We start from the raw sequence: 24,443 nt of genomic DNA on the forward strand, positions 1-24,443 counted from the left end.
GCGCATCTACTCTTTAGTTGCTAGTTGCGGTTGGAGAATTAATAAACTCAGCGAGCAGGTCTGCTTTACTGCTAATACTGTAAATACCATCTAAGTGTCCCCAAATACCTTCGATTTCAGCATACTGAGGATCTTTGCCTTGCGCTTGTAACAATTTAACGCTCTGCTGCGCCATATACGGCTGTAATAGCAAATCATTTTTGGCCGGTAAGAATAAGGTTTTAGCTTTGATTTTGGCCAGCCCAGTTGCTAAATCTTGTTCGTGCCCAGCTACAAACAATTGGTTAGCTCGTACAAGATAGAGAATATGGTTAGCATCGGCTAAGGGTGCTTGCCCAGCTGCAGCATTAAATAGAAAATCTAAGGCCGGTAAACTGTTGGTTACGCTGGCTAGACCTGCCTCAGGTAACACTGGCTGTTGTGGTGCTCGCATGTTCATACTTAGTGGATGCATGGCTTGCTGAGTGATCATAGCTAAGGTACTGGTGAGCCCTACTAGGGGTTTCTCGCCTTCATAATAGTCGCCTTGGTTCCAGTTTGGGTCCGCTTTGATCGGACGCGCCCAATGTTCAAGGGCTGTTATGGTCCAAGCATCCATAGCTCCGGTACCAATCACCGAAACCATACGTTCAACCATATCTGGATAGGCAGCTGCCCACTCAATCGCCTGCAAAGAGCCCATCGAGGCACCAATTACTGCGTGCAGCGAGGTTACTCCGAGGCTCTCTAATAACGCATGTTGTACATTAACAAAATCACGAATGGTGACCACCGGAAAATCTAAACCATAGGGCTTACCGGTAGCAGGGTTAAGCGAGGCTGGGCCGGTAGTAATCACATGGGGCAAGCCCGGAAAAGCATTGGCTAAAGTATCTGAGCTAACCACATAATACTTATTGGTATCAATGGCTTTGCCTGGGCCTATGATAGCGTCCCAATAACCCGGTAGGGGGTCTTCAGGAGTGTATTTGCCGGCGGCATGACTGTTACCTGAAAAAAAGTGGGTAATAAGAATCACATTGTCTTTGGCTGCATTGAGTTCGCCGTATGCTTCCCAGCCTACGGTTACTTCAGGAATCACCTCACCACTTACTGTAGCAAAATTGCGAGTAGTAAAGCTTTTCTTTTCAACCAGTAATGGCTCCGCAGCATCGGCGTTTGGGCTAACAGCGAGTAGCGCAACTGTTAGTAGCAAACCAACTACCGCAGTTAGGGGGGAACTTACACGTATACTTGCATTCATCATGAAGATTGCTCCATTAAGTAATATTGATACTGTCTGCGTAGCTCATTTTTAACGAGCTTGCCGGTACCGGTATGGGGTAGCTCTGTAACAATCAGAATATCATCAGGCAGCCACCACTTGGCAATGCGGTCTTGTAAGAATTGGTAAATGTCTTGCTTGTTCAACTCAGTATTGGCTTTGGGGACCACCAGCAATAACGGCCGTTCATCCCATTTCGGATGCTTGACGCCGATCACACAGCTTTCGTTGACGGCGGGATGTTGGCTGCAAATGTTTTCAATTTCTAATGAACTGATCCACTCACCGCCACTTTTGATCACATCTTTTTTGCGATCCACTACCTTCATGTAGCCATGCGGATCTATTACTGCGATATCGCCGGTGGCTAACCAGCCATCAACAAACACCTCAGGGTCTTCGCGTTGGTAGTAGCTAGCAGCAATCCAGGGGCCACGCACCCGTAACTCACCGCTACTTTCGCCGTCGTGAGGTAATGGCTTGCCGTCGGCATCGACGATGATCATATCAACCCCAAAACAGGCTCTACCAGCAGTGGTCTGAATGGCATAACGTTGCTCTTTGGGTAATGCCATAAGCTCCGGCTCTGGTGGTGCCGAACAAGCTAATGGACCCGTTTCAGTCATCCCCCAAATAGGTTGCCAGTAAATGTTATACCGCTCTGCGAAGGTTTTTACTAAGCCCAAGGGTGATGCAGCACCACCAACACAAACTCGCTGTAGTGATGGTACCGAGGCTTGCTGCTCGGCAAGATAATTATGCAAGGTTAACCAAATAGTAGGCACCCCGAGACCAAGCGTAACCTGTTGCTCAGAAATAAGCTCATACATGGCTTCGCCGCTCATGCCAGCGCCAGGGAGGACTAATTTACAGCCGGCTAGCGGAGCTGCGTAGGGCGCACCCCAAGCCCCAGCATGATACATGGCTACCATCGGCATCAGTACGCTGTCACTTCGCAAGTCTAGCAGTTCATGGCTGACGGTAGCTTGGGCATGCAGCACCATAGCGCGATGAGAATTAAGCACGCCTTTGGGATTGCCTGTGGTGCCTGAGGTGTAACACAACAAAGCAGCACTATCTTCATGCAGCGCTGGCCAATCAAACTGGTTGGGTTGCGGTTGGATCAGTTGCTCGTAGTTGAGGACCTGTTGCGGTACTTTGGTGAGCGCAGGCTGGTGGGCGCTATCGGCTAATACGATAATCCCTTTGATACTACTAAGCTGGCTGGCTATCTCAGTGACTAAATCGATAAAGCTCAAATCAACAAACAACCAAGTATCTTTAGCATCATTGATAATCCAGCTGATTTGTTCAGCAAACAGGCGTGGGTTAACAGTATGCAAGACGGCACCGATACCACTAACACCATAATAGAGTTCGATATGCCGATAAGTATTCCATGCGAGGCTCGCAATGTTATCGCCTGGCTGCACACCTAATTCGGTTAAAGCATGAGCCAACTGACAACTACGCTGATAACAGTCGACATAAGTGTAGCTATGAATATCTCCTTCTAATCGGCGCGATACAATCTTTTGCTGTGGATGACGCCGACAGGCGTGCCGGAGTAGATCGATAATAAGCAACTGGCTGCGTTGCATGGCAGCTGGGTGTTGCGGGGTTGCGTGAGTTGTTGTTTCAAACATAGTTATTCCTGCTTATCCTACCACCAAATGAATAAACCAATAGCCACCGCTAGCCCCATCAACGGCACCGCCACAGTGACGGCGGCAACCGGCCAATAGGCAGCTTGATGAGTTTCTTTACAGATACCGCGAATGGTCGTGACCACGTAACCGTTGTGTGGCAAAGAGTCGAGTGCGCCAGAAGAAATCGCAACAATCCGGTGGAGTTGATCCGGATTAACGCCAGCGTCGATGTAGTGGGGGCCTAGTACCGGTAACGCAATAACTTGGCCACCAGAGGCAGAGCCTGTTAAGCCAGCGATAACACTGACAGCTACCGCGGCACCCACCAGTTCGTTGCCGGGTAAGTTGGTCATGATGGCAACTGCTTGGTCAAAAGCTGGGGTGATTTTTGCAATGCTACCAAAGCCCACCACAGCTGCCGTGTTACCGATAGCTACCAGAGCGCCGGTTGAAGCTTCACTGATAGCATTGGAAAGGTTCTGAAAGAATTTACGATTGATGATAGCAATGCTTAAGACGCCACCGGTAAGGGCGATGATTAACGCATTTTGTTTAAGCTCATCATGAAAAATAAAGCTTAACGTCAATACCACAATTAAGGGCACTAAACCGCTCAGCGGTGATGGTAATTCACGCTCTTGTTGCTGTGGGTCATCAGCGCGGCTATGAAAGGTTTCACCATTAGCAACGGCTTTGTTGATCAGGCGATTGAGCCACCAATAACCAAAGCTTGCCATCAACACGGCTACTAATAAGCTCACTTCCCAAGCGGCATAGGGAGAGGTGCCAAGGTATTGAATCGGGATCCAGTTTTGAATTTCTGGTGAGCCGGCCGAGGTCATGGTGAAAGTAACCGAGCCAAAAGCTAATGCTGCGGGAATAAATCGGCGCGGCAGATTGGCATCTTTAAACAGTGATAGAGCCATCGGATAAACCGAAAAGGCAACCACGAACACACTCACACCACCGTAAGTTAAAATAGCACAAGCCAGCACCACTGCCAGCATAGCTTGCTTGCGCCCGAGTTTGGTGATGATCCATTTGGCCACACTATCGGCGGCGCCGGTATCTTCCATGAACTTACCGAACATTGAGCCCAATAAAAACATAAAGAACCAAGCAGCGACAAAACTAGCGAAACCACTCATATAGGCGCTAACAAAGTTTACCTCGCCTTGAAACAATGGCACATTGCTGCACAAGGCCACGACCACCGCGCACAAAGGTGCGCTGATAAATAAATTCATTCCCCGCAGGGTGAGAATAATAAGCAGAGCGAGCCCGCCTACTAAACCGATCATGCTTAACATGCAGTTACCTCGTTATCGAGTGAGCTATCAGGAAGGCCATGACCTGATGGACTTTGCACTTATGTGGCTGATGATGCGATATTGCCTTACTAAATAACATAGTACTAACGTACAGAATACAAAGCTCAAACTTTAAGCTAGTTTAATCAGGCCATGACCTAACAATGCATACAAGCATCAGGTTGTAGCCAGCTTTCGCTCAACGGAGCCAGCAGCTACCACCGGGTAAATAAAATAACAATCTATCAATACAGCAACATAGACAACCGGGAGATCGACATCATGAGTCAACCCAAGTTTCGCCGCTCATTAGTAGCAGTCGCCATTACATCGGTGATGATGATGCCAGCTATGGCACAGCAAGCCGATACCGCTGCTAGTGACGAGTTTAAAGGTTTAGAACGTATAGAAGTAACCGCACGTCGCAAGACAGAGAACCTGCAAGAGGTGCCCGTTTCAGTAAGTTCATTTAGTGCGAACGACTTAGAAGAGGTTGGTGTCGAGGATATTACCGAGCTCCAACAACGAGTTCCGAACGCTACCATACAGGTAAGCCGTGGTACTAACTCCACTCTAACTGCTTACATTCGTGGGGTGGGTCAGCAAGATCCGTTGTGGGGATTTGAGCCTGGTGTTGGCGTCTACATCGACGATGTTTATGTTGCGCGTCCACAAGGTGCGGTGTTAGAAGTGTTCGATCTTGAGCGTATTGAAGTATTGCGCGGTCCCCAAGGCACTTTGTACGGTAAAAACACCATCGGTGGTGCGGTGAAATATGTCACTAAAGAGTTGACTGGCTACAACGAGCTCAGCGTGCAGGGTACTGTGGGTAGCTTCAATCAACGTGACTTAAAACTATCCGGACAAACCGCCCTAAGCGATAATTTCTTTGTTGGTGGCGCACTAGCTTCGTTGCAGCGCGATGGTTTTGGTGAATTCCGCAATACTGGTGAAGAAAACTATAACAAAGACTTAATGACGGGGCGCTTGAGTGCGAAGTGGCTAGCCACCGAAGATTTGAGTGTGAAGTTTTCTTACGACAAAACCAAAGATGAATCAAATTCTAAAGGCGGCCATCGCCTAGTGACGAGTTTAGTGACCGGGCAAACTCCTTACGATAACGTGTATGATTCAAATACCGCTATGCCTACGGATAACTTGGTTGAAACTGAAGGTTACTCGATGGTTGTTGATTGGGATATCAATGCCAATTGGGGCTTTAAATCAGTGACAGCCCGCCGTGAAGGCTACACTAATACCAATATTGACTTTAACTCTACCGGCGAGCCGATTTTCATGGTGCCTGCCATTTATGAAGATGACCAAACCACGCAAGAGTTTCAGTTAAACTACAGTAACAATGATAATTTTGACTTTGTGGGTGGAGTTTATTTCTACGATGGCGAAGCCTGTGGTGTGTTTGGTACCGTACTCCCCATGTACTTAGCCGCGTTGGGTGGGGTTACCATCGATAACGGCGGTTGTGTACAGACTGATAGTGTGGCGCTGTTTGGTCAAGGTAACTATCGCTTTACCGACCAGTTGACTCTGACCTTGGGTGGCCGTTATACCAAAGATGAGAAAGAGGCTGATGTATCACGGATCACCTACCTAGGTGTGCACTACATTAACCGAGATGACCAAAATATTGGCACACCTTTTGCCGTTAACTCAGACTTTACCACTAAAGCTGACTGGAGCCGTTTTTCACCGCACGTAGCGCTTAATTATAAGCTCAACGACGATATGATGGTGTACGGTAGCTACAGTAATGGCTTTAAGTCTGGTGGTGTTGACATGCGTGCTGACCAATCGCTAAACCCAACCATTTCTGAGCCTTATGATCCAGAAATCGTAGATACCTTTGAAGTAGGTATGAAATCTGAGTTAATGGATGGCATGATGCGCTTGAATGCCTCCGTGTTCTATTCAGATTACCAAGATATGCAAGTGACAGTGCAGCGCGTGGTGCCATCAGGGGTATCTTCGCAAGTGCTTAATGCTGGTCAAGCAACGGTGCAAGGTTTTGAAGTGGAGAGTGTGATTGCGCTTTCTGACACCTTCAATATCACTGCTATGTTGGGTCATATCGACGCTGAATTTGATTCAGTCGTCTATACCGAGCCAGCCACGGGTGATACCACCGATGTTACCAATGCTTGGTCATTTGCCAATACGCCTGAATGGACCGGTAGCTTAGGTTTCAACAAGACCTTTGATACGGAAGTGGGCCAGATCGTGTGGTCAGCTAACTATTCTTATCGTGGCAAAACCCAAATGTTTGAAGCGCCATCAATGTTAGACCAAGGCAGTTACAGCTTAGTTAACACCAGCCTAGTTTGGTATCAGAACGGTGGTAACTGGCATGTGGGGCTACACGGTAAGAACCTAACCGATGAAGAATATCGTGTTGGTGGTTACAACTTTGGGCCAACCTTTGGCGATGATGCGATTGTTGCCTATTACGGCGACCCAAGAACAGTCTCCCTGACTGTGGGATACAAATTCTAATCCCACTTGGCGGTTATCAGTAGATAATTACTGGTAACCGCTGACTTTTTTAGCAGGACGCGCTAGCATGAGTGATTCTCTTTTGGTAACTGATAACTTAGCTATGGCTCGCGCAATTATTGCTGATGATCACCCTTTGTTTCGTGCGGCGTTAACTCAAGCCCTGCGTGATACCCTCTCAGATCCTATTTTAGAAGCCGCAAATTTTCAGCAACTACTGGAGTTACTGGCAAAAAACCCACAAATTGAATTGGTATTACTCGATTTAACCATGCCTGGTAACCGTGGTTTAACGGGGTTGGTGTCGTTGCGACATCGTTATCCAGAAGTGCTGGTGGTCGTGGTTTCAGCCAACGAGCAGGTTACCGTGATGCGCCAAGCGATGAATTATGGTGCTAGCGCTTATATCCCCAAATCCTTACCTTTAGTTGAATTACAGCAGGCTGTGCAAGTGGTGCTTGCCGGTGAAACCTGGTTACCAGAACACTTATTAGCTGCTGTGAGTGCTGATGAAACTGATGCCAGTGCTGATTTTGCGCAGCGCCTCGAGCAGCTCACTCCACATCAATACCGGGTGCTAGAATGTTTGGCAGACGGCATGTTGAACAAGCAAATCGCTTATGAACTGAATGTGCAAGAAACGACGATAAAGCAGCATGTGTCAGCCATTTTGCGTAAGCTGAATGTGATTAACCGCACCCAGGCTGGGGTCGTCTTTAAACAAATGCTTTATTCACCCGATGAACAGGATCATTAAGGTAGCAGGCGCTTAATCAGGCGTTTTAGAGCTGCAATCTTGGTTGGTTTACTAATAAAAAAGGCCTGTTCTGCGAAAACTTGCTCACGTAACACGTCATCTGGGTCGGCGGAGTTGATAATTGCCGGCAGGCTAGCATCTCGATAATGCCCTCGTAACCACACCAGTATATCGATTCCGGTATCGCCTTGGTCTAAATGGTAATCAAAAATAACTAAGTCGGGTGCTGTCTGGTTAAGTGGTAGCTCACTACGTTTACTCGCCGCTAAGACAGTAGCCCCCCAACTGCTGAGTAATTGCTGCATCGCGCTTAACACTTGAGGTTCGTTATCAACTAACCAAATATTACGTCCGCGTATAAATTGTTCGTTTAACGAGGCCGGAGTTGCGACTGGATGAATGTTAGCTGGCTGCCAACTTTCTAATGCTAAAGCTAAGCTAAAACACGTGCCTTGCCCCTCGCGCGAGTATAACTGTAACGGGATCTGCAAAAGTCGACACATCCGCTCAACAATCGCTAAACCTAAGCCAATGCCTGGATTATCGCCGGTTTGGTTGCCTTGATGAAACTCTCGAAAAATATCTGCCTGTTGGTCAACAGGAATACCACGACCAGTATCAATTACTTGAATATTGATCTGTGTCCCAGCGCGCTTAATACCCACTAACACCTTTCCCTGATCGGTGTACCGAACCGCGTTTGAGAGTAAATTTTGGAGAATTCGGCTCAGCATTTTACGATCGCTTACCACTACCGCAGAGCTTGGTACGTAACGAACTTCTAATTGTTTGTCGGCAGCAATCACCCGCTGATTATCAATCAGAGGTTGAATGATATCGTGTAATACTACGCGCTGCTTGCTGACCGGCAGGTTACCAGCTTCTAGGCGAGTCATTTCTAACAGCATGGTGAGTAATTCTTCTGCGTTACGCAACGATTGCTGTAGCTGTTGAGCCAACTGAGCCAGCTCAGTTGGAACCCGCTGCGACAACATATCGGCGAATAGGGTGGCCGCATTAAAAGGTTGCATCAGATCATGGCTTACGGCCGTAAAAAACCTTGTCTTACTCTGGTGAGCTCGCTCTTCAGCTTGCTTTGCTTGTAACAACTCAGCAGTACGCTCGTTGACACGCTGCTCTAATTCTTGGTTGGCTTGTTGCAGGGCGCGCTGTGCAGCAACGAGTTCGGTGATATCGGTATAAGTGGTGACAAAACCACCACCGGGCATGGGCGCACCCTGTAATTCAATTACTTGGTCTCCCTGTTCACGCTGGTAGCGATAGGCACTTCCTTGTCTCAAGTAATTCAGGCGTTTTTCTACTTCGTTAGCGATGGCTTGTTCATCTGCAACATTTATCAAGCCTCGTTCGGCGTTGTAGCGCAACAAATCAGCTACTGGCATTCCTGCTTGTAATAACCCCGGTGGGTATTTAAAAACTTCTAAATAACGTCGGTTCCAGGCAACGAGACGCAATTCTTGATCGATAACACTGATCCCTTGCGGAATGTTTTCTACCGAGGCCTGCAATAGTTCGCGATTGAATTTATACAGCTGTGAGGCTTGGGTCGCCCAGGTTACTACTTGCGCAATTGGAACGCCCGGTTGTTGTGTTACTGCATCTAACAAAATGCGGCTAGCCGCGCTACCAATAACGGCCGATAGCTCACGTTCAATACGTGCTAATAACGCGCCAGGGACGAGTTCATCAGCAGCAGCCAAGCTTAGATCTTGTTGTAAACGCTCGCTCAAGCGTTCCAGTTCTAGGGCATCAAAAAACCGTGCCAACAGTTGCCGCATTCGACCCCAAGTAATGGGTTGGTGTTGGTATAACTCAGGATGACCGCCAGTAGGGTCGGTAAACTGACGACGTTGTTGGTGCTCAATCGTTGATGCTTTAAAAAGCCACGAGGCCACAACGTAGAGGAGCAAGTTACAGGCTAAACTTAAAAATACGCCATAACTTAGATCGCTATCGCTCAGGCTACGGTGGCTTTGGATGGAGGGTAGCAATAGGGCAAAAGCCCAAACCAGTGTACCTGCCAAAATACCAGCGCCGGCACCGATCCGGTTGCCCCGTTGCCAGAGCATCCCACCTAATAAAGCTGGCGCTAATTGAGCCAGTAAGGCGAGCGATAATAAACCGGCGTTAACTAAGGGCAAATTAGCTTCGGTGAGCTTATGAAATCCATAGGCTAAACTAATAATCACAATGATGGTACTGCGACGAATACGTAACACCCGCGCTGGGGTAAAGCTAAAGTTACGCAAGCGTTGATGAGAAGCCTTCAGCCACAAAGGCATCACCACATCGTTAGACATCATGATACTCAGAGCCAACGTGGCAATAATCACCATGCTGGTTGCTGAGGCTAGGCCACCAATAAAAGCTACCATAGTTATCAAAGGTTGTTCTGCTTGTAATAACAAGCTAATCATAAAGGTATCACTGCGACTCGCTTCTGGCACTAATAAAAGCCCCGCTAGAGCCACCGGTAGAATAAAAAGATTAATTGCGAATAAATACAGCGGAAAAGCCCAGCGAGCGGTGCGAAGTTCTTCTGGGTCGGTATTTTCGATGTAGCTGACATGAAATTGTCGGGGTAAACAAAACATCGAGATCGCACCCAACAACACATGGGTAACGTAAACGAAGCCGCCTTCGGGTTGTCCTTGCAGAATAGGTTGAATGGCGGGGCTTTGCGCTGCCTGCATGACGATGTCGCTAACCCCATCAAACATCACATAGCTAACGTAGGCGCCCACGCCCATAAAAGCTAACAGCTTAACCACGGATTCAAACGCCACGGCATCCATGAGCCCCGAATGTTGCTCAGCTAAGCTCATGCGCCGAGTACCAAATAAAATAGCAAAGATCATCATGGCCAATGCAACTAAAGCGGCAACATCGCCAAACCATGGAATCGGCCGTTCTGCCAGACCTGTTACAGCGGCAAAGCTACCAGTAACGGCACGTAATTGCAGTGCAATATAGGGCACAATTCCGATCAATGCGATGCTGGCAACAGTAACTGCCAGCCACGATGACTTGCCGTATCTATGACTGATAACATCGGCAATAGAGGTTAAATTTTGTTGTTTACAGGCATGTAATAAACGCAATTGAAGGCGGTGTGCAAACAAGAACACCAGCATGGCACCGACGTAGGTTGGCGCCATGGCCCAACCAAAATAAGCCGACTGCGTAATGGTGCCGTAAAACGCCCAGGTCGTGCAGTGGATGCCCTGCGCTAAAGCGTAGCGATAAGGTTTAATTTGGTTGGGGGGTTTACGCTCGCCACGGTAGGCAATGCTATATAACACAGCAATATAGGTAATGGCGATTAAGATAGCGACGCTGGTGCTAAGCATGGCTAGCGATGCCCATCATGGTGCTCGTGAAACACAACCAACGACCAATGCCAGCGGATGGCGCCTAAGCGTAAGAGTAAAGTGGTGAGCAAGCCCAACACAATCGCAATGCTTTGTGAATAATTAGCCACCAGCACAAAGATTGAACCACCGGCTAAACAGGTGAATGCATAAAGTTCACCTTTTAAAAGCATCGGGACATCGCGGGCAAGGACATCACGTAGCATGCCACCAAAGCACGCACTTACGGTACCCATAATGATGCATATTAAGGGATCAAAGCCGGCTTGCATGGCCTTTTGTGCGCCCATCACGGTAAAAAACGCCAACCCCACCGCATCCGCAATCAGTAAGGTCTTTTGATGAATGTAATCACGAAAACGTAACCACAGAATAGTTAATAATGCGGCCGTTAGAATCGTGTAGAGATAATAGGTATCGTAAACCCAGAACACGGGTAGATCTAAAATCAAATCGCGCGTGGTACCGCCACCGATAGCAGTTACGGCAGCCAAGACAATAACGCCAAAGCCATCCATGTTTTTACGAAAGGCCAATAAGGTTCCAGATACTGCGAAAACAGCAATACCCATGTGGTCTACCCAGTAGAATAATGTGTTGATATCCATTGCTTTAGCGCATAGTAATTGATTAATGAACGAATCTTAGCGATAGAGTGTACGCCAATTTACTCCCTATTTAAGCAGAAATTCGTTAGAATGCCTGCCATTCGTTAAAAATTGCCGAGTAGGGCTTGTTTGCTATACATTTAGCCCCATCTCTAATCAGATTCACTACAACTATAAACAAAGAGGGTTTTATGGATTTCTTGATTCCTACTGCTTATGCACAAGATGGCGCAGCTCCACAAGGTGGCGGCATGGAACTTATCTTCATGTTGGTCATGTTTGGTTTAATCTTCTATTTCATGATCTACCGCCCACAAGCAAAACGCGTAAAACAGCATAAAGAACTAATTAGCAGCATCAGCAAAGGTGATGAAGTACTGATGAATGGTGGTTTTGTTGGCCGTATCAGTAAAATTTCTGACGACAAAGATTTTATGGTGATTAATGTTGCCGAAGGTATGGAAGTTACCGTACAGAAATCTGCTGTCACAGCTGTGTTGCCAAAAGGTACGATGAAATCTCTGTAAGCAGAGATTAAGGATACAACGTGTTAAATAAGTTTCCGCTCTGGAAAAACCTGCTGGTTGTTGTCATTTTGGCGATAGCCGCAGTGTACGCATTGCCAAACTTGTATGGTGAAGATTATGCCGTACAAATTTCAGCAAGCCGTAATGCCACGGTTGATATGAGCACGCTAAAAGAAGTCGAAGAGACGCTAGCCGAACAAGCTATTAGCCCCAAAGGGGTGGTGCTTGAAGATAGCCAGATTTTAGTACGCTTAAATTCAGACCAAGAACAGTTACAAGCTCGTGATGCTCTACTTAGAGCGTTAGGCACGGATTATATTGTTGCCTTGAACCTAGCGCCTGCGACTCCTGATTGGCTAGAAAGCCTAGGAGCTTCGCCAATGAAGTTAGGTTTGGATTTGCGTGGTGGGGTGCACTTCTTGATGGAAGTAGACATGCAAGAGGCCATGCGCAAAATTCAAGATCAACAACGTGATACCGTGCGGAGCGAGCTGCGCGAAGAGCGGATTCGTTATAGCAGTGTAGTGCGTGATGGTAATGATGTCGTCGTTACCTTACGTACTGCCGATGATTATGCGGCAGCGGAACGCTTTATCAACAATCGTTACCCTGGCTATACGGTACTTGATAACGAAGCGACGCAAGAGCTGCGCTTACGGATGACCGAAGCGAAATTGAAAGAAACGCAAGATTACGCGATTTCACAAAACGTAACGATTTTACGTAACCGGGTTAATGAACTTGGGGTAGCTGAACCGCTGGTACAACGTCAAGGCGCTGAACGGATTGTGGTGCAATTGCCCGGGGTACAAGACACTGCTCGTGCCAAAGAAATCTTGGGTGCTACGGCCACTCTAGAGTTCCGGTTTGTTGACGATGAAAACAGCATCCGTGATGCTGAAATGGGTCGTGTACCTTTTGGTAGCGAGCTATTCAGTAACCGCAACGGTGGTAACGCCTTATTAAAACAAGACGTTATCCTTACCGGTGATCATATTATTAATGCCACCTCAGGCTTTGATGAGAACCAGCGTCCGCAAGTGAGCATTTCGCTTGATGGCCCGGGGGGTGACAAGATGTCATTAGCCACCCGCGATAACATTGGTAAACCAATGGCCACGCTGTTTATTGAGTTTAAAGCTACGGGCGAACGCGATGAAAACGGCCGTGCTAAGCTTGAGCGGTATGAAGAAGTTATCAACATTGCTACCATTCAAGCGCGTCTAGGTAGTAATTTCCGCATTACCGGTATTAGTTCGCAACAAGAAGCGCAAAACCTAGCCTTGTTATTACGCGCAGGGGCGTTGATTGCACCTATTCAAATCGTTGAAGAACGCACCTTGGGCCCAAGTTTGGGTAAAGAAAACATTGCCTTAGGTACTCAAGCTATCGTTTGGGGCTTCCTCTTGGTGGTGTTGTTTATGGTGATCTACTACAAGAAATTCGGCATGGTCGCAAACTTAGCCCTGACCGCAAACTTGGTGCTGATCATTGGGGTTATGTCGATGATCCCAGGCGCTACCTTAACCTTGCCAGGTATGGCCGGTATTGTCTTGACAGTAGGTATGGCGGTAGATGCTAACGTGCTGATCTTCGAGCGAATTCGAGAAGAAATCAAAGACAAACGAAGTCCGCAGCAAGCGATCCATCATGGTTACGATAGTGCGTTCTCGACTATTCTAGACGCTAACATTACCACCTTGATTGTCGCGATTATTTTATTCGCGGTAGGTACAGGGCCAGTTAAAGGCTTTGCGATTACGCTAGCTATCGGGATTATTACCTCGATGTTTACTGCGATTGTAGGAACCCGTGCTGTGATTAATGCAGTCTGGGGTGGCAAACGAATTGATAAGTTGTCGGTGTAAATTGTCGATGCAACAAGGTCGGCAATAGGAGGCCACACGAATGCATGAATTAATAAAAACTCATAAAACCATACCCTTTATGCGGTATCGTAAACTCAGCTGGTTATTTAGCGGATTGCTGCTGCTAGCGTCGATTTTTTCACTCAGCACCAACTCGCTGAACTGGGGATTGGATTTTACCGGTGGTACCGTAATCGAAGTAGGTTACGACCAGCCTGCTGATTTGTCTTCGATTCGACAAACACTAGATGCCAATGGTTTTGGCGGAGCTGTGGTCCAGAACTTTGGCACCCAGCAAGATGTGTTGATTCGGATTGAGCCGCAAGAAGGTGTAAAGGCTCAAGAATTAGGTAGCCAAATACTTAATTTATTGCAAGCCGAGAGCTCGGGTTCGGTAGATATGCGCCGAATTGAATTCGTGGGTCCAAACGTAGGTGATGAGCTTACCGAACAGGGCGGTTTAGCTATGTTAGCGGCCCTACTCTGTATTCTTGTCTATATTGCGTTGCGCTTTGAGTGGCGCTTAGCCTTGGGCGCTGTCGGGGCATTGGCTCACGATGTGATCCTAACCTTAGGATTATTTTCGGTACTTGGATTAGAATTTGATTTAACGGTATTGGCAGCATTGCTAGCGGTTATCGGTTACTCCATTAACGACACCGTGGTGGTCTGTGACCGGATTAGGGAAAACTTTCGTAAATACCGTAATAGCACTTCAGAAGAAACCATTGATGGTGCCTTAACGGATACCATGAGCCGTACTGTGGTGACCTCGTTAACGACCATTTTAGTGCTGTTAGCCTTGTTCTTTATGGGTGGACAACTGATTCATGGCTTTGCTACAGCATTGCTGTTTGGGGTTGTTGTTGGTACTTATTCATCGATTTACATTGCCAGCTCGTTAGCATTAGCGTTGGGTGTAAGTCGTGAAGATTTGATGCCACCAGAAATCGAGAAAGAAGGTGAAGACCTCGAGCCAATGCCTTAGAGCATTGGCTTTACCCTAGTTGCTGAACGGATAGCAGAAAGCTAAGGAGCTACTTATGCTGGTTGTATTATCGCCCGCTAAAAACCTAGATTATGACAGCGTCTTACCAACGACTGAGCACAGTCAGCCACGCATGCTTGAACGTGCGCAAGAGTTGGTGGATCGTTGCCAAGCACTGTCACCGCAGCAACTGAGTGAGTTAATGAAAATTAGCGATAAATTAGCTGGCTTGAATGCTGCGCGTTTTGCCGAGTGGCACACGCCGTTTAACAGCAGTAATGCACGGCCAGCAATTTATGCGTTTGACGGCGATGTATACACCGGTTTAGCTGCAGAAAAACTTGATGCTGAGGCAATTGCATACGCTCAGGAACATTTACGTATCTTGTCTGGTCTATATGGAGTATTGCGGCCGTTAGATTTAATGCAACCCTATCGTTTAGAGATGGGGACCAAGTTAGACACGGCCCGGGGTAAAAGCCTTTATGAGTTTTGGGGGGATGAAATTACCGACCAACTCAACGAAGATTTAGCGGCGGCAGGCGATGACGTCTTAATCAACTTAGCTTCGCAAGAATACTTTGGTAGTGTTCAACCTAAGCGCTTGCACGCTCAGGTGATTACCCCAGTATTTAAAGATGAGAAAAACGGCACCTATAAAGTGATTAGTTTTTGGGCGAAGAAAGCACGCGGTATGATGGCGCGATATATTGTGAGTAAGCGTCCGCAATCAGTTGCTGAGCTAAAGCAGTTCAATGAGGCGGGTTACCGTTTTAATGCCGATCAATCTAGCGCTACCGAATTGGTATTTTGCCGCGCCGAGCGTGATCAACTATAACCTGACCATGTTAAAGCCAAATAGGGAAAGTAAATGACAGACACAAACCAACCACCTCAAGATCACAAAGGCAAAATTATTGTCGGTTTGATTATTGCGCTCGTGGTAGCGCTTGTAGTTGTCTTTTGGTTGGTTCGCGATGCTGATCAGCAGACCGTGGTTGCGCCACCGGTGCAACCCCAACCTGTGGTTACTGAGCCGGAAGTAATGACCCCAGTTGAGCCAGAAGTGGAGCCAGAACTCATTCCTGAGCCGAGTGATACGGTAGAATTAGAGCCCGAGCCAGAAACGCCGCCAGCACCACCTTTACCAGCCTTGGCCGACAGCACAGCTCCGGTAGTTGCTGAATTGTCAGAAGCGGGTATTGATGTAGCACCACTAAAATCACCACAACTGATTCGTGATGCTGTGGTGTTTATTGATAACTTGCGTAATGGCGCAGTGATTCGTGATAAAGCAGTGATTGAAGGCCCGACAGCCCAGTTCAAAGTGCTAGAACAGAATGGCAAATTGTATATCGACCCTCGTAGTTATGATCGTTACAACACTCTGGTAGATTGGTTTGTAAGTTTAGACGGTGTGGTACTGACGAATATGATGCAGACCTATGAGCCACTGATTCAAGAGGCGTTGGATGAAATTGGTTACCCCGATCAATACCCACAACAAGTATTGTTAGATGCGATTGATACGTTGCTCGCAACTCCGTCGGTAGGCACTGTGATTGAATTGAATGATGACTCTGTGATGTACCGTTATGCGGACCCAACGCTTGAGGCCCTGCCTGATGCACAAAAACAGATGCTGCGCATGGGGCCTGATAATATCCGTCGGGTTAAGCTCAAGTTAGAGAGCTTACGCACGGCGTTGTTAGCGAAGGATTAAGGCAAAGGCCTTGGCATGACCGACCTGACAGTGACTAAGCCAACTTCGGCTGATGAGCAACAAACGTCAATCCCTGCGTCAATACGTGGGGATTTTCCGTTGCGTGGTAATGGTTTTAGCCGTTGGGTAGGGCGTGTCGGTTTGCACCTATTGGGGGGATGGCAAGTGATTGGCGATTTACCCCAAGTGCGCAAAGGCATTTTTCCTGTCGCCCCACATACCTCTAACTGGGATTTTTTTATTGGGGTATTTGGGATGTTGGCGTTGGGTTTAAATTTAAGCTACCTCGGTAAACACACTATTTTTCGATTTCCTGTGAATGGCATGCTGCGCTGGTTAGGGGGCATCCCTGTCGATCGCCGAGCGGCGCACGGGGTGGTTGGCGAAATGGTCGAACAGTTTCAGCAACGCGAGCATCTGATATTAGCTTTATCCCCAGAGGGAACACGCACCAAAGTCACAGAATGGAAAAAAGGCTTTTTACATATGGCCAAAGCAGCGCGAGTACCGGTAATCCCTGTGGCCCTAGACTTTTCTCGTAAAGTGATTGAGATCACTCCGGCCTATATGGTGACCGGAGATATCGACAGTGAACTTGCTAAGGTCAAAGCAAAACTTGCTCACGCCGTTGGCAAGAATCCTCAACATGCTTGAAACTAATTTTTGTGCTATTATCGCGCCAAAATTTGTAAAGGACAGCTCCCTATGAAAATCATTGAAGGTGGTATTGCCGCACCGGGTAAGAAATTCGGTATTGTGGTTTCTCGGTTTAACCATTTTGTTGTTGATAGCCTATTAGAAGGCGCATTAACCACGTTGAAACACTACGGCCAAGTAAGCAGCGATGACATTACTGTCGTTCGCGTACCCGGTGCCTATGAAATTCCTTTAACAGTCAAAAAGTTAGCTAAAAGTGGCAACTTTGATGCAGTTATTGCGATTGGTGCTGTGATTCGCGGTGGTACGCCACACTTTGATTTTGTTGCCGGTGAGAGTAATAGCGGTTTAGGGCGAGTCGCGCTGGAGCATGAAATTCCGGTAGCTTTTGGCATTATTACCACAGATAGCATTGAGCAAGCGATTGAGCGTAGTGGCACCAAGGCTGGTAATAAAGGCTCTGAGGCTGCACTAAGCGCCCTTGAAATGGTCAATGTATTAGACCAGCTTTAAGCTTTACTATAAGCCCACGCAGGCTATTTATTCCTATTTAAAGGTTCAGTTAACGTAACCAGTTAACCCACAGAGAGTTAAAGTAATGAAACCAGCTGCACGCCGTAAAGCCAGAAAACTTGCCATCCAGGCAATTTACTCATGGCAGTTATCACAAAATAGTATGAGTGATATTGAGGCGCAATTTTTAACGGATAACGACACCAGCAAGATAGATGTAGATTATTTTTTAGCATTGGTGCGCGGTGTTGCCGGTCAGTCCAACAGCTTAGATCAAGCCGTTGAGCCCTTCTTAGATCGTCCATTAAAAGACTTAGATCAGGTGGAACGTGCGGTTTTACGTTTAGCTGCGTACGAATTGCGTGAACGTTTGGATGTGCCCTACAAGGTAGCTATTAACGAAGCGATTGAATTAGCTAAGTCCTTCGGTGCTGATGATAGTCATCGCTTTGTTAATGGTGTGCTTGATAAAGCCATTGATAGCCTGCGCCCCGCTCGCAAATAAGATATTTTATGGCCTTTGCTGAGTTTGATCTGATCGATACCTATTTCAGTCAACGCATGGAGCAACGAGATGACGTTGAGCTAGGCATTGGTGACGATGGGGCGGTGGTAACTGTCGATGCCGGCAACCAATTGGTGGTAGTTACCGATACCATGGTGGCCGGTGTGCACTTTGACCAAGATACTCCTGCGCGCGCTATTGGTCATAAAGTGGTAGCGGTGAATCTTAGTGATTTAGCTGCTATGGGGGCTGAGCCTACTTGGATCAGCCTTGCTCTAACCTTACCGTCTATTGATCAAGATTGGTTACAAGGCTTTACCCATGGCTTGCGCGAAATTTGTGAATACTACGGTTGTCAGTTAATCGGCGGTGATACCACCCAAGGCCCATTAACGGTAACAGTCACTGCTCACGGGGTGTTACCTCAAGGCAGTGCCATCAAACGAACCGGTGCCAAGCCCGGCGATTGGTTGTATGTGACCGGAACTTTAGGCGATGCTGGCTTAGCCTTAGCTGCACGACAACACCGCCAGCAGGTCTCCGACGCACATTATCGCCGGATTACCGAACGCTTGTATTTTCCGTCGCCACGGGTTGCCTTAGGGCAATCGCTGCGGGGCGTAGCCAGTAGTGCCATTGATGTCTCTGATGGCCTGTTAGCGGATCTAAAGCACATACTCAAAGGCTCCCGCGTGGGTGCCAAAATCAGCTTGGATGAACTCCCTCTGTCGTTAGCTCTCACTGAAACGCTGACGCAAGACCAAGCCTTAGCCTATGCGCTCACCAGCGGTGACGATTATGAGCTTTGTTTTACTGTGCCAGAAAGCCAACGTGGTGTGTTTGATACCTTAGTGGCTCATACTGCAAGTAAACCTGTCTGCATTGGCCGAATCACTAACGAAGCTGAAGCATTGCAGCTGACCTTGCAAGGTGAACCTTGGCAGTTACCTGAAACAAATACCGGCTACGAGCACTTCGCTAGCCCTTTAGAGCCTAGTGTGTAACCATCATGAGCCGCGCTGTTTCTGGGCAATTACTTAAACATCCTGTTCATTTCTTAGCGCTTGGCTTTGGTAGCGGTTTGCTGCCCAAGGCGCCTGGCACCTTTGGTACACTAGCAGCCATTCCGTTAATATTGGCGATGCAGTATTTGCCGAGCTGGGGCTATTTGGCGGTGATGCTACTGGCTGCTTGGTTAGGGATTTATATCTGCCAGTTTACCGCAAAAGCGATGGGTGAACATGATCATCCAGCGATTGTGTGGGATGAAATTGCTGGGTACATGATTGCCATGTATGCGTTGCCCGCAACTTGGTATAACCTATTGGCTGCGTTCGTGCTCTTTAGATGGTTTGATATTCGCAAACCTACTGTTATCGGCTGGTGCGATCGTCATCTGCACGGCGGTTTAGGCATTATGGCTGATGATTTAGTGGCTGGACTGGCTAGCGCCGCAGTTATCCATTTAAGTTATCTGGGCTGGGCGCTAGTAACTTAGCTGCTAATTAGTCACCTAAACAGCGTTTGATTTGAGCCATCATACCAGCTGCATCTAAGCCTAATTCGGCCACGATTTCAGCTTGCGTACCATGCTTAATAAACTCATCTGGTAAGCCTATTGGTAATACTTGTGCACGCTGTTGGTTGCTACTCACGGGCTGCGCGGCAAAGTATTCAAGGATGGCTGAACCGGCACCACCGGCCACGACGTTCTCTTCGACACTCACTAAAAGATCATGGCTGGCGGCTAACTCATCAAGCAGCTCGGTGTCTAGTGGTTTGACAAAGCGCATGTCAGCAACCGTTGCATCTAACTCCTCAGCACAGGTCATGACTTCGGCTAATAAGGTGCCAAAATTCAACAAGGCAATGCGTTTTCCAGAACGAACAATTCTGCCTTTACCCAGAGGTAACTGCTGCATGCTCTCGTCCATGGCAACGCCAGTACCATTGCCGCGGGGATAACGTACAGCGGCTGGTTGTTGCAGTAAATGGCCGGTATACAGCATATTACGGCATTCATTTTCGTCACTTGGGGTCATGATCACCAAGTTAGGAATACAACGCATAAAGCTGATGTCAAAAGCTCCTTGGTGAGTAGGGCCGTCAGCACCAACAATGCCGGCTCTATCGATAGCAAATAATACCGGTAACTGTTGCAGGGCAACGTCATGAATAAGTTGGTCGTAGGCACGCTGTAAGAAGGTTGAGTAAATAGCTACTACCGGATTGTAACCACCGATAGCTAACCCCGCAGCAAAGGTCACCGCGTGTTGCTCGGCAATGGCTACATCAAAATACTGATGTGGATAACGTTGAGAAAAGGCAACCATGCCTGAACCTTCGCGCATCGCGGGAGTGACCGCCATCAGCTTGTCATCCTGTGCGGCCATTTCGCACAGCCAATCGCCAAAAACTTGTGAATACGATGGAGTTGAGGCTGGCTTGCTCGGTAAAGAGGTTTGACTCGGGTCAAACTTAGGCACGCCATGATAGCCAATAGGATCTTTCTCGGCCGGCGCATAACCTTTGCCTTTACGAGTTACCACATGCAAAAACTGTGGCCCCTTAAGGTTGCGCATATTCTGTAGGGTTTCTACCAGTAAGTTAACATCGTGACCATCAATAGGCCCAATGTAGTTAAACCCTAATTCTTCAAAAATCGTGCCGGGTGCGACCATGCCTTTCATATGTTCTTCGGCTCGGCTGGCAAGATGCTGAATGCCAGGCATGCCTTGCAGAAGCTTTTTACCGCTTTCACGAATAGAGGTATACACCTTACCCGAAAGCACTCGTGCTAAGTGATTATTCAGCGCACCCACGTTTTCTGAAATAGACATGTCGTTGTCATTCAGAATCACCAGCATATCAGGTTTGATATCACCAGCATGATTCATGGCTTCAAAAGCCATACCGGCAGTCATGGCGCCGTCACCAATAACCGCCACCACTTTTTGATTATTCTGCTCGCGCTGAGCTGCAATCGCCATGCCTAAGGCCGCACTAATAGAAGTACTAGAGTGCCCGACACTTAAAGTGTCGTATTCACTTTCAGGACGCCACGGGAAGGGATGCAAACCGTCTTTTTGGCGAATGGTCGGCAATTGCTGTTTGCGGCCGGTCAGAATTTTGTGCGGATAGGCTTGATGACCAACATCCCAGACCAATTGGTCGTAGGGCGTTTGATAGACATAGTGCAAGGCTACTGTCAGTTCTACCGTGCCTAACCCTGACGCTAAATGGCCGCTACTTTGACTCACTGAGTTAAGCAGGTATTCACGTACCTCAGCACACACTTGTGGCAGTTGCCGCGGGCTTAATAGCCTTAAATCGGCAGGCGTGTCGATGTGATCTAACAAACTAGCAGCCCCAGCGCGCTGGCTAGCTGCTGGTGCATTAGGTGATGCTGGCTTACGTGAAGACGTCATGATGTTAATGATTCCGGTTTAGCAGGTGATCTGCAAATGCTTCCAATACTTCGGTATTGTAAGGGATTCTCGCCAAGGCATGAAGTGCTTTCTGATGCAGTTGGTCACGTCGTTCAATCGCACCCTCTAGACCCAACAGGCGGACATAAGTCGCTTTATCTGCAGCTACATCACTACCTTGCTGTTTACCTAGCGCGGCGGTATCACCAATCACGTCTAAAATATCATCCTGAACCTGAAAAGCTAAGCCGAGGTTATAGGCGAATTCGTCAAAATCGGCCAAATAGTGCTGTGCGGCAGGGCTGCCACACAGCACCCCCAGTTTTACCGCTGCTTGAATCAATGCACCCGTTTTATGAATGTGAACCTGAGCTAATTCGGTTTCGCTGAGGGCTTTACCGGTAGCACTTAAATCGAGCGCTTGACCACCGCACATACCTAAGTCGCCACTAGCCTGCGCAAGCATCTGTACCATTTGTAATTGTTGGGCTGGCGTTACTGCTGCATCAGCCTCACTAATGAGCTCAAAAGCTAAGGTTTGCAGGGCATCACCGGCTAAAATTGCGGTAGCTTCATCAAACGCAATATGGCAGGTAGGATGGCCACGGCGCAGGGCATCATCGTCCATCGCCGGTAAATCATCGTGTACTAATGAATAGGCATGGATGCATTCAATAGCTAAACTGGCTCGTTGTAGCATCGCCATTGGCGCCCCGCAGAGGGCTCCCACCTGTAAGGTCAAGAAAGGTCGTACCCGCTTGCCACCTAGCACCAAAGCATAGTGCATCGCTTCATTTAATGGTGCCGCAACCGCTTGGCGTTGTTGTAACAACTGTTCGAGTTGCTGATTAATATCAGCCCGTGTTTGTGCTAACACTTGGCTAAGGTTCACACATTATCCTCTTGCGGTTTGAATTCAGCTAATTGCTCCTGACCTTGTTGGGCAAGTAGTTGACTCACTTTCTGTTCGGCTTGCTGTAATTTTTGTTGGCTTAAACGGGATAATTTTACCGCTTGCTCAAACTGCGCTAAGGCTTGTTCTAGAGGCAAATCGCCTTGCTCAAGTTGCACAACTATTTGTTCTAATTGTTTTATCGCTTGCTCAAATGAAACGTCGCTCATGGTGATTCATCGCTGTTGCTGGTGATAGAAGTATGGCGCACAAGTTACCTTGATTCCGCAGTAGGGTCAAATCAGGTATAATGCCCGATTTTTAAGCTTAGGCCCCCAAAAATATCATGAAATTTATTGTTCGACTGCACGCTGAAATCACCATCAAAAGTAAAGGCGTTCGTAAGCGCTATGGCAAAGTTCTGGTAAATAACCTGAAAAGCATCTTGCGCCGTAATCAACTAGACGCCAAAGTGATTTGGTGTTGGGATCGTATCGAAATTGTGGTGGCCGAAGGCGTAGCCGATGAACAGGCTGTGGCCGAGCACATGAGTCAGCTGCTGCAATGTGTGCCAGGAATTGCCTGGTTTAGTCGCTCGTACGAGCTACCTCTTAGTGAAGCAGACGGACAGGCTGATTTTGCCGCCATGGTGCCAACCGTGTTGCAAGTTTGGGGGCAGGAATTAGCGCACAAGAGCTTTGCGGTGCGAGTTAAGCGCAAGGGCACTCATAGCTTTCGTTCGATCGATTTAGAACGTTACATCGGTGGCGCCGTATTACAACAGGTGGCTGGTACCAAGGTCAATTTAGGTCGGCCTGACATTGATGTGCGGATTGAAGTAGACCAAGATATCGTACGGATTTTTGGTACTAAACAAGCTGGCTTAGGCGGCTTTCCGTTACCCACCCAAGAAACCGTATTAAGTTTGTTATCAGGGGGCTTTGATTCTAGTGTCGCCAGTTTTCAATTATTACGGCGCGGTGCACGGGTCCATTTTTGCTTTTTTAATCTTGGTGGCGCTCAGCATGAAACTGGGGTACGACAAACGGCCTATTACCTGTGGCAAAAATACGCCAGCTCTCATCCATTAAAATTTATCAGCATCGATTTTGCGCCTGTGGTAGAGGAAATTTTAACCAAGGTCGACAACGGCTTGATGGGGGTAGTGCTTAAACGCCAAATGTTACGTGCAGCTGAGCTGGTCGCAGATAAACTCAATACTGCGGCTATTGTTACCGGTGAAGCTTTAGGGCAAGTTTCTAGCCAAACGCTGAGTAACTTAAGTGTCATTGATGAGGCGACCCAGAAGTTGGTGTTGCGCCCATTGATTACCATGGACAAACAAGAAATCATTAACATTGCGCAACAAATTGGTACCGCCGATTTTGCCAAAAGTATGCCAGAATATTGTGGTGTGATTTCTAACAAGCCGACAGTGAAAGCACAGCGCGATGCATTAGTAGCGGCAGAAGCCGAGCTCAACCCCGAGTTGATTCAGCAGGTAGTGCGCCAGTCGGGAGTGCTTGATGTGAGCACCATTGGCGAGCAAGCTGCGGCAGCAGTGACCGCAGTTGCGAGCTTAACCGTAGCAGCCGCTGGGCAGTGTGAGATCATCGATATTCGTGCCGCCGATGAAGCTGAGTTGAAACCTTTTGTGGCGACGGATGCCAGTATCACTGTACGACATATTCCGTTTTTTAAGTTAGCGACTAAATTTGCTGAGCTTGATCCGGATATCACCTATTTGCTGTACTGTGAGAAAGGCGTAATGAGTCAGCTACAGGCACTTTATTTACAGGAGCAAGGCTACCAAAACGTAGCTATTTATAAACCTTAAGAGTCTAAGGATAG

The 24,443-nt window shown here is 47.7% G+C and carries 21 protein-coding genes; 13 read left to right on the top strand and 8 right to left on the bottom strand.

The genetic code is table 11. The features are described from left to right. Positions 1–13: 13 nt before the first annotated feature. The 3 genes from KGF88_RS00500 to KGF88_RS00510 are packed head-to-tail and all read right to left on the bottom strand — an operon-like array spanning position 14 to position 4,223. Positions 14–1,246, bottom strand: coding sequence for an E22 family MetX-like putative esterase (locus tag KGF88_RS00500; RefSeq protein WP_228759473.1), 1,233 nt, complete (start codon positions 1,244–1,246; stop codon positions 14–16). Then, positions 1,243–2,910 carry a long-chain fatty acid--CoA ligase gene (locus KGF88_RS00505; RefSeq protein ID WP_228759472.1) on the bottom strand — a complete coding sequence of 556 codons (1,668 nt, stop codon included), beginning with the start codon at positions 2,908–2,910 and terminating at the stop codon, positions 1,243–1,245. Before KGF88_RS00505 ends, KGF88_RS00500 begins: the two co-directional genes overlap by 4 nt. Positions 2,911–2,927: 17 nt before the next feature. Then, positions 2,928–4,223: a GntP family permease gene (locus tag KGF88_RS00510; RefSeq protein WP_153826201.1), complete on the bottom strand. Its 1,296-nt coding sequence runs from the start codon at positions 4,221–4,223 to the stop codon at positions 2,928–2,930. Between the two features lie 282 nt (positions 4,224–4,505). Here KGF88_RS00510 and KGF88_RS00515 point away from each other — a divergent pair, with 282 nt between their 5' ends. Together KGF88_RS00515 and KGF88_RS00520 are read left to right on the top strand one after the other, a co-directional pair. Then, on the top strand, positions 4,506–6,734 hold the full coding sequence (locus tag KGF88_RS00515) for a TonB-dependent receptor (RefSeq protein WP_153826200.1): 2,229 nt from the start codon (positions 4,506–4,508) through the stop codon (positions 6,732–6,734). Between the two features lie 67 nt (positions 6,735–6,801). Beyond that, positions 6,802–7,491, top strand: coding sequence for a response regulator (locus tag KGF88_RS00520; protein ID WP_228759471.1), 690 nt, complete (start codon positions 6,802–6,804; stop codon positions 7,489–7,491). Here KGF88_RS00520 and KGF88_RS00525 read toward each other — a convergent pair. Together KGF88_RS00525 and KGF88_RS00530 are read right to left on the bottom strand one after the other, a co-directional pair. After that, positions 7,488–10,862 carry a hybrid sensor histidine kinase/response regulator gene (locus KGF88_RS00525; protein WP_153826199.1) on the bottom strand — a complete coding sequence of 1,125 codons (3,375 nt, stop codon included), beginning with the start codon at positions 10,860–10,862 and terminating at the stop codon, positions 7,488–7,490. The two genes, KGF88_RS00520 and KGF88_RS00525, sit on opposite strands and share 4 nt — an antisense overlap. A gap of 2 nt (positions 10,863–10,864) precedes the next feature. After that, positions 10,865–11,485, bottom strand: a complete 621-nt coding sequence (locus KGF88_RS00530; protein ID WP_162014556.1) for a trimeric intracellular cation channel family protein — start codon at positions 11,483–11,485, stop codon at positions 10,865–10,867. A gap of 197 nt (positions 11,486–11,682) precedes the next feature. Here KGF88_RS00530 and yajC point away from each other — a divergent pair, with 197 nt between their 5' ends. From yajC to KGF88_RS00580, 10 genes are all read left to right on the top strand, one after another. After that, the gene (gene yajC, locus KGF88_RS00535; protein WP_153826197.1) at positions 11,683–12,018 is read left to right on the top strand and encodes a preprotein translocase subunit YajC; all 336 of its coding nucleotides are present in this window, start codon (positions 11,683–11,685) and stop codon (positions 12,016–12,018) included. 20 nt (positions 12,019–12,038) lie between these two features. Further along, the gene (secD, locus tag KGF88_RS00540) at positions 12,039–13,886 is read left to right on the top strand and encodes a protein translocase subunit SecD (protein ID WP_162014554.1); all 1,848 of its coding nucleotides are present in this window, start codon (positions 12,039–12,041) and stop codon (positions 13,884–13,886) included. 40 nt (positions 13,887–13,926) lie between these two features. Beyond that, positions 13,927–14,874 carry a protein translocase subunit SecF gene (secF, locus tag KGF88_RS00545; RefSeq protein WP_110075819.1) on the top strand — a complete coding sequence of 316 codons (948 nt, stop codon included), beginning with the start codon at positions 13,927–13,929 and terminating at the stop codon, positions 14,872–14,874. 55 nt (positions 14,875–14,929) lie between these two features. Beyond that, the gene (gene yaaA / locus KGF88_RS00550; RefSeq protein WP_153826196.1) at positions 14,930–15,712 is read left to right on the top strand and encodes a peroxide stress protein YaaA; all 783 of its coding nucleotides are present in this window, start codon (positions 14,930–14,932) and stop codon (positions 15,710–15,712) included. 33 nt (positions 15,713–15,745) lie between these two features. Continuing rightward, the gene (locus tag KGF88_RS00555; protein WP_153826195.1) at positions 15,746–16,597 is read left to right on the top strand and encodes a DUF3014 domain-containing protein; all 852 of its coding nucleotides are present in this window, start codon (positions 15,746–15,748) and stop codon (positions 16,595–16,597) included. Between the two features lie 15 nt (positions 16,598–16,612). Beyond that, entirely contained in the window at positions 16,613–17,251 is a 639-nt protein-coding gene (locus tag KGF88_RS00560; RefSeq protein WP_153826194.1) for a 1-acyl-sn-glycerol-3-phosphate acyltransferase, read from the top strand. Between the two features lie 51 nt (positions 17,252–17,302). Beyond that, positions 17,303–17,767, top strand: coding sequence for a 6,7-dimethyl-8-ribityllumazine synthase (ribH, locus tag KGF88_RS00565; protein WP_110075815.1), 465 nt, complete (start codon positions 17,303–17,305; stop codon positions 17,765–17,767). Positions 17,768–17,852: 85 nt separating this feature from the next. Continuing rightward, entirely contained in the window at positions 17,853–18,272 is a 420-nt protein-coding gene (gene nusB / locus KGF88_RS00570; RefSeq protein ID WP_153826193.1) for a transcription antitermination factor NusB, read from the top strand. Between the two features lie 8 nt (positions 18,273–18,280). Next, positions 18,281–19,276 (top strand): thiamine-phosphate kinase, encoded by a 996-nt coding sequence (thiL, locus tag KGF88_RS00575; protein WP_153826192.1) that lies wholly within the window; start codon positions 18,281–18,283, stop codon positions 19,274–19,276. 5 nt (positions 19,277–19,281) lie between these two features. After that, complete coding sequence (locus KGF88_RS00580) at positions 19,282–19,770, top strand: phosphatidylglycerophosphatase A family protein (RefSeq protein ID WP_153826191.1); 489 nt, start codon at positions 19,282–19,284, stop codon at positions 19,768–19,770. Positions 19,771–19,777: 7 nt separating this feature from the next. Here KGF88_RS00580 and dxs read toward each other — a convergent pair whose 3' ends face one another. Genes dxs through KGF88_RS00595 form a run of 3 tightly spaced genes read right to left on the bottom strand, consistent with a single transcriptional unit; the run spans position 19,778 to position 22,822 of the window. Then, a complete protein-coding gene (gene dxs / locus KGF88_RS00585) occupies positions 19,778–21,700 on the bottom strand; it encodes a 1-deoxy-D-xylulose-5-phosphate synthase (RefSeq protein WP_153826190.1) in 1,923 nt (640 codons plus the stop codon). Between the two features lie 4 nt (positions 21,701–21,704). Next, entirely contained in the window at positions 21,705–22,592 is an 888-nt protein-coding gene (ispA, locus tag KGF88_RS00590) for a (2E,6E)-farnesyl diphosphate synthase (protein WP_162014553.1), read from the bottom strand. Next, entirely contained in the window at positions 22,589–22,822 is a 234-nt protein-coding gene (locus KGF88_RS00595) for an exodeoxyribonuclease VII small subunit (RefSeq protein ID WP_110075809.1), read from the bottom strand. Before KGF88_RS00595 ends, ispA begins: the two co-directional genes overlap by 4 nt. A gap of 116 nt (positions 22,823–22,938) precedes the next feature. On the opposite strand from KGF88_RS00595, the gene thiI reads away from it, so the two are divergent. Then, positions 22,939–24,429 (top strand): tRNA uracil 4-sulfurtransferase ThiI, encoded by a 1,491-nt coding sequence (gene thiI, locus KGF88_RS00600; RefSeq protein ID WP_153826189.1) that lies wholly within the window; start codon positions 22,939–22,941, stop codon positions 24,427–24,429. Positions 24,430–24,443: the final 14 nt, after the last annotated feature.

Source organism: Idiomarina loihiensis, assembly GCF_024584785.1.
Classification (GTDB): domain Bacteria; phylum Pseudomonadota; class Gammaproteobacteria; order Enterobacterales; family Alteromonadaceae; genus Pseudidiomarina; species Pseudidiomarina fusca.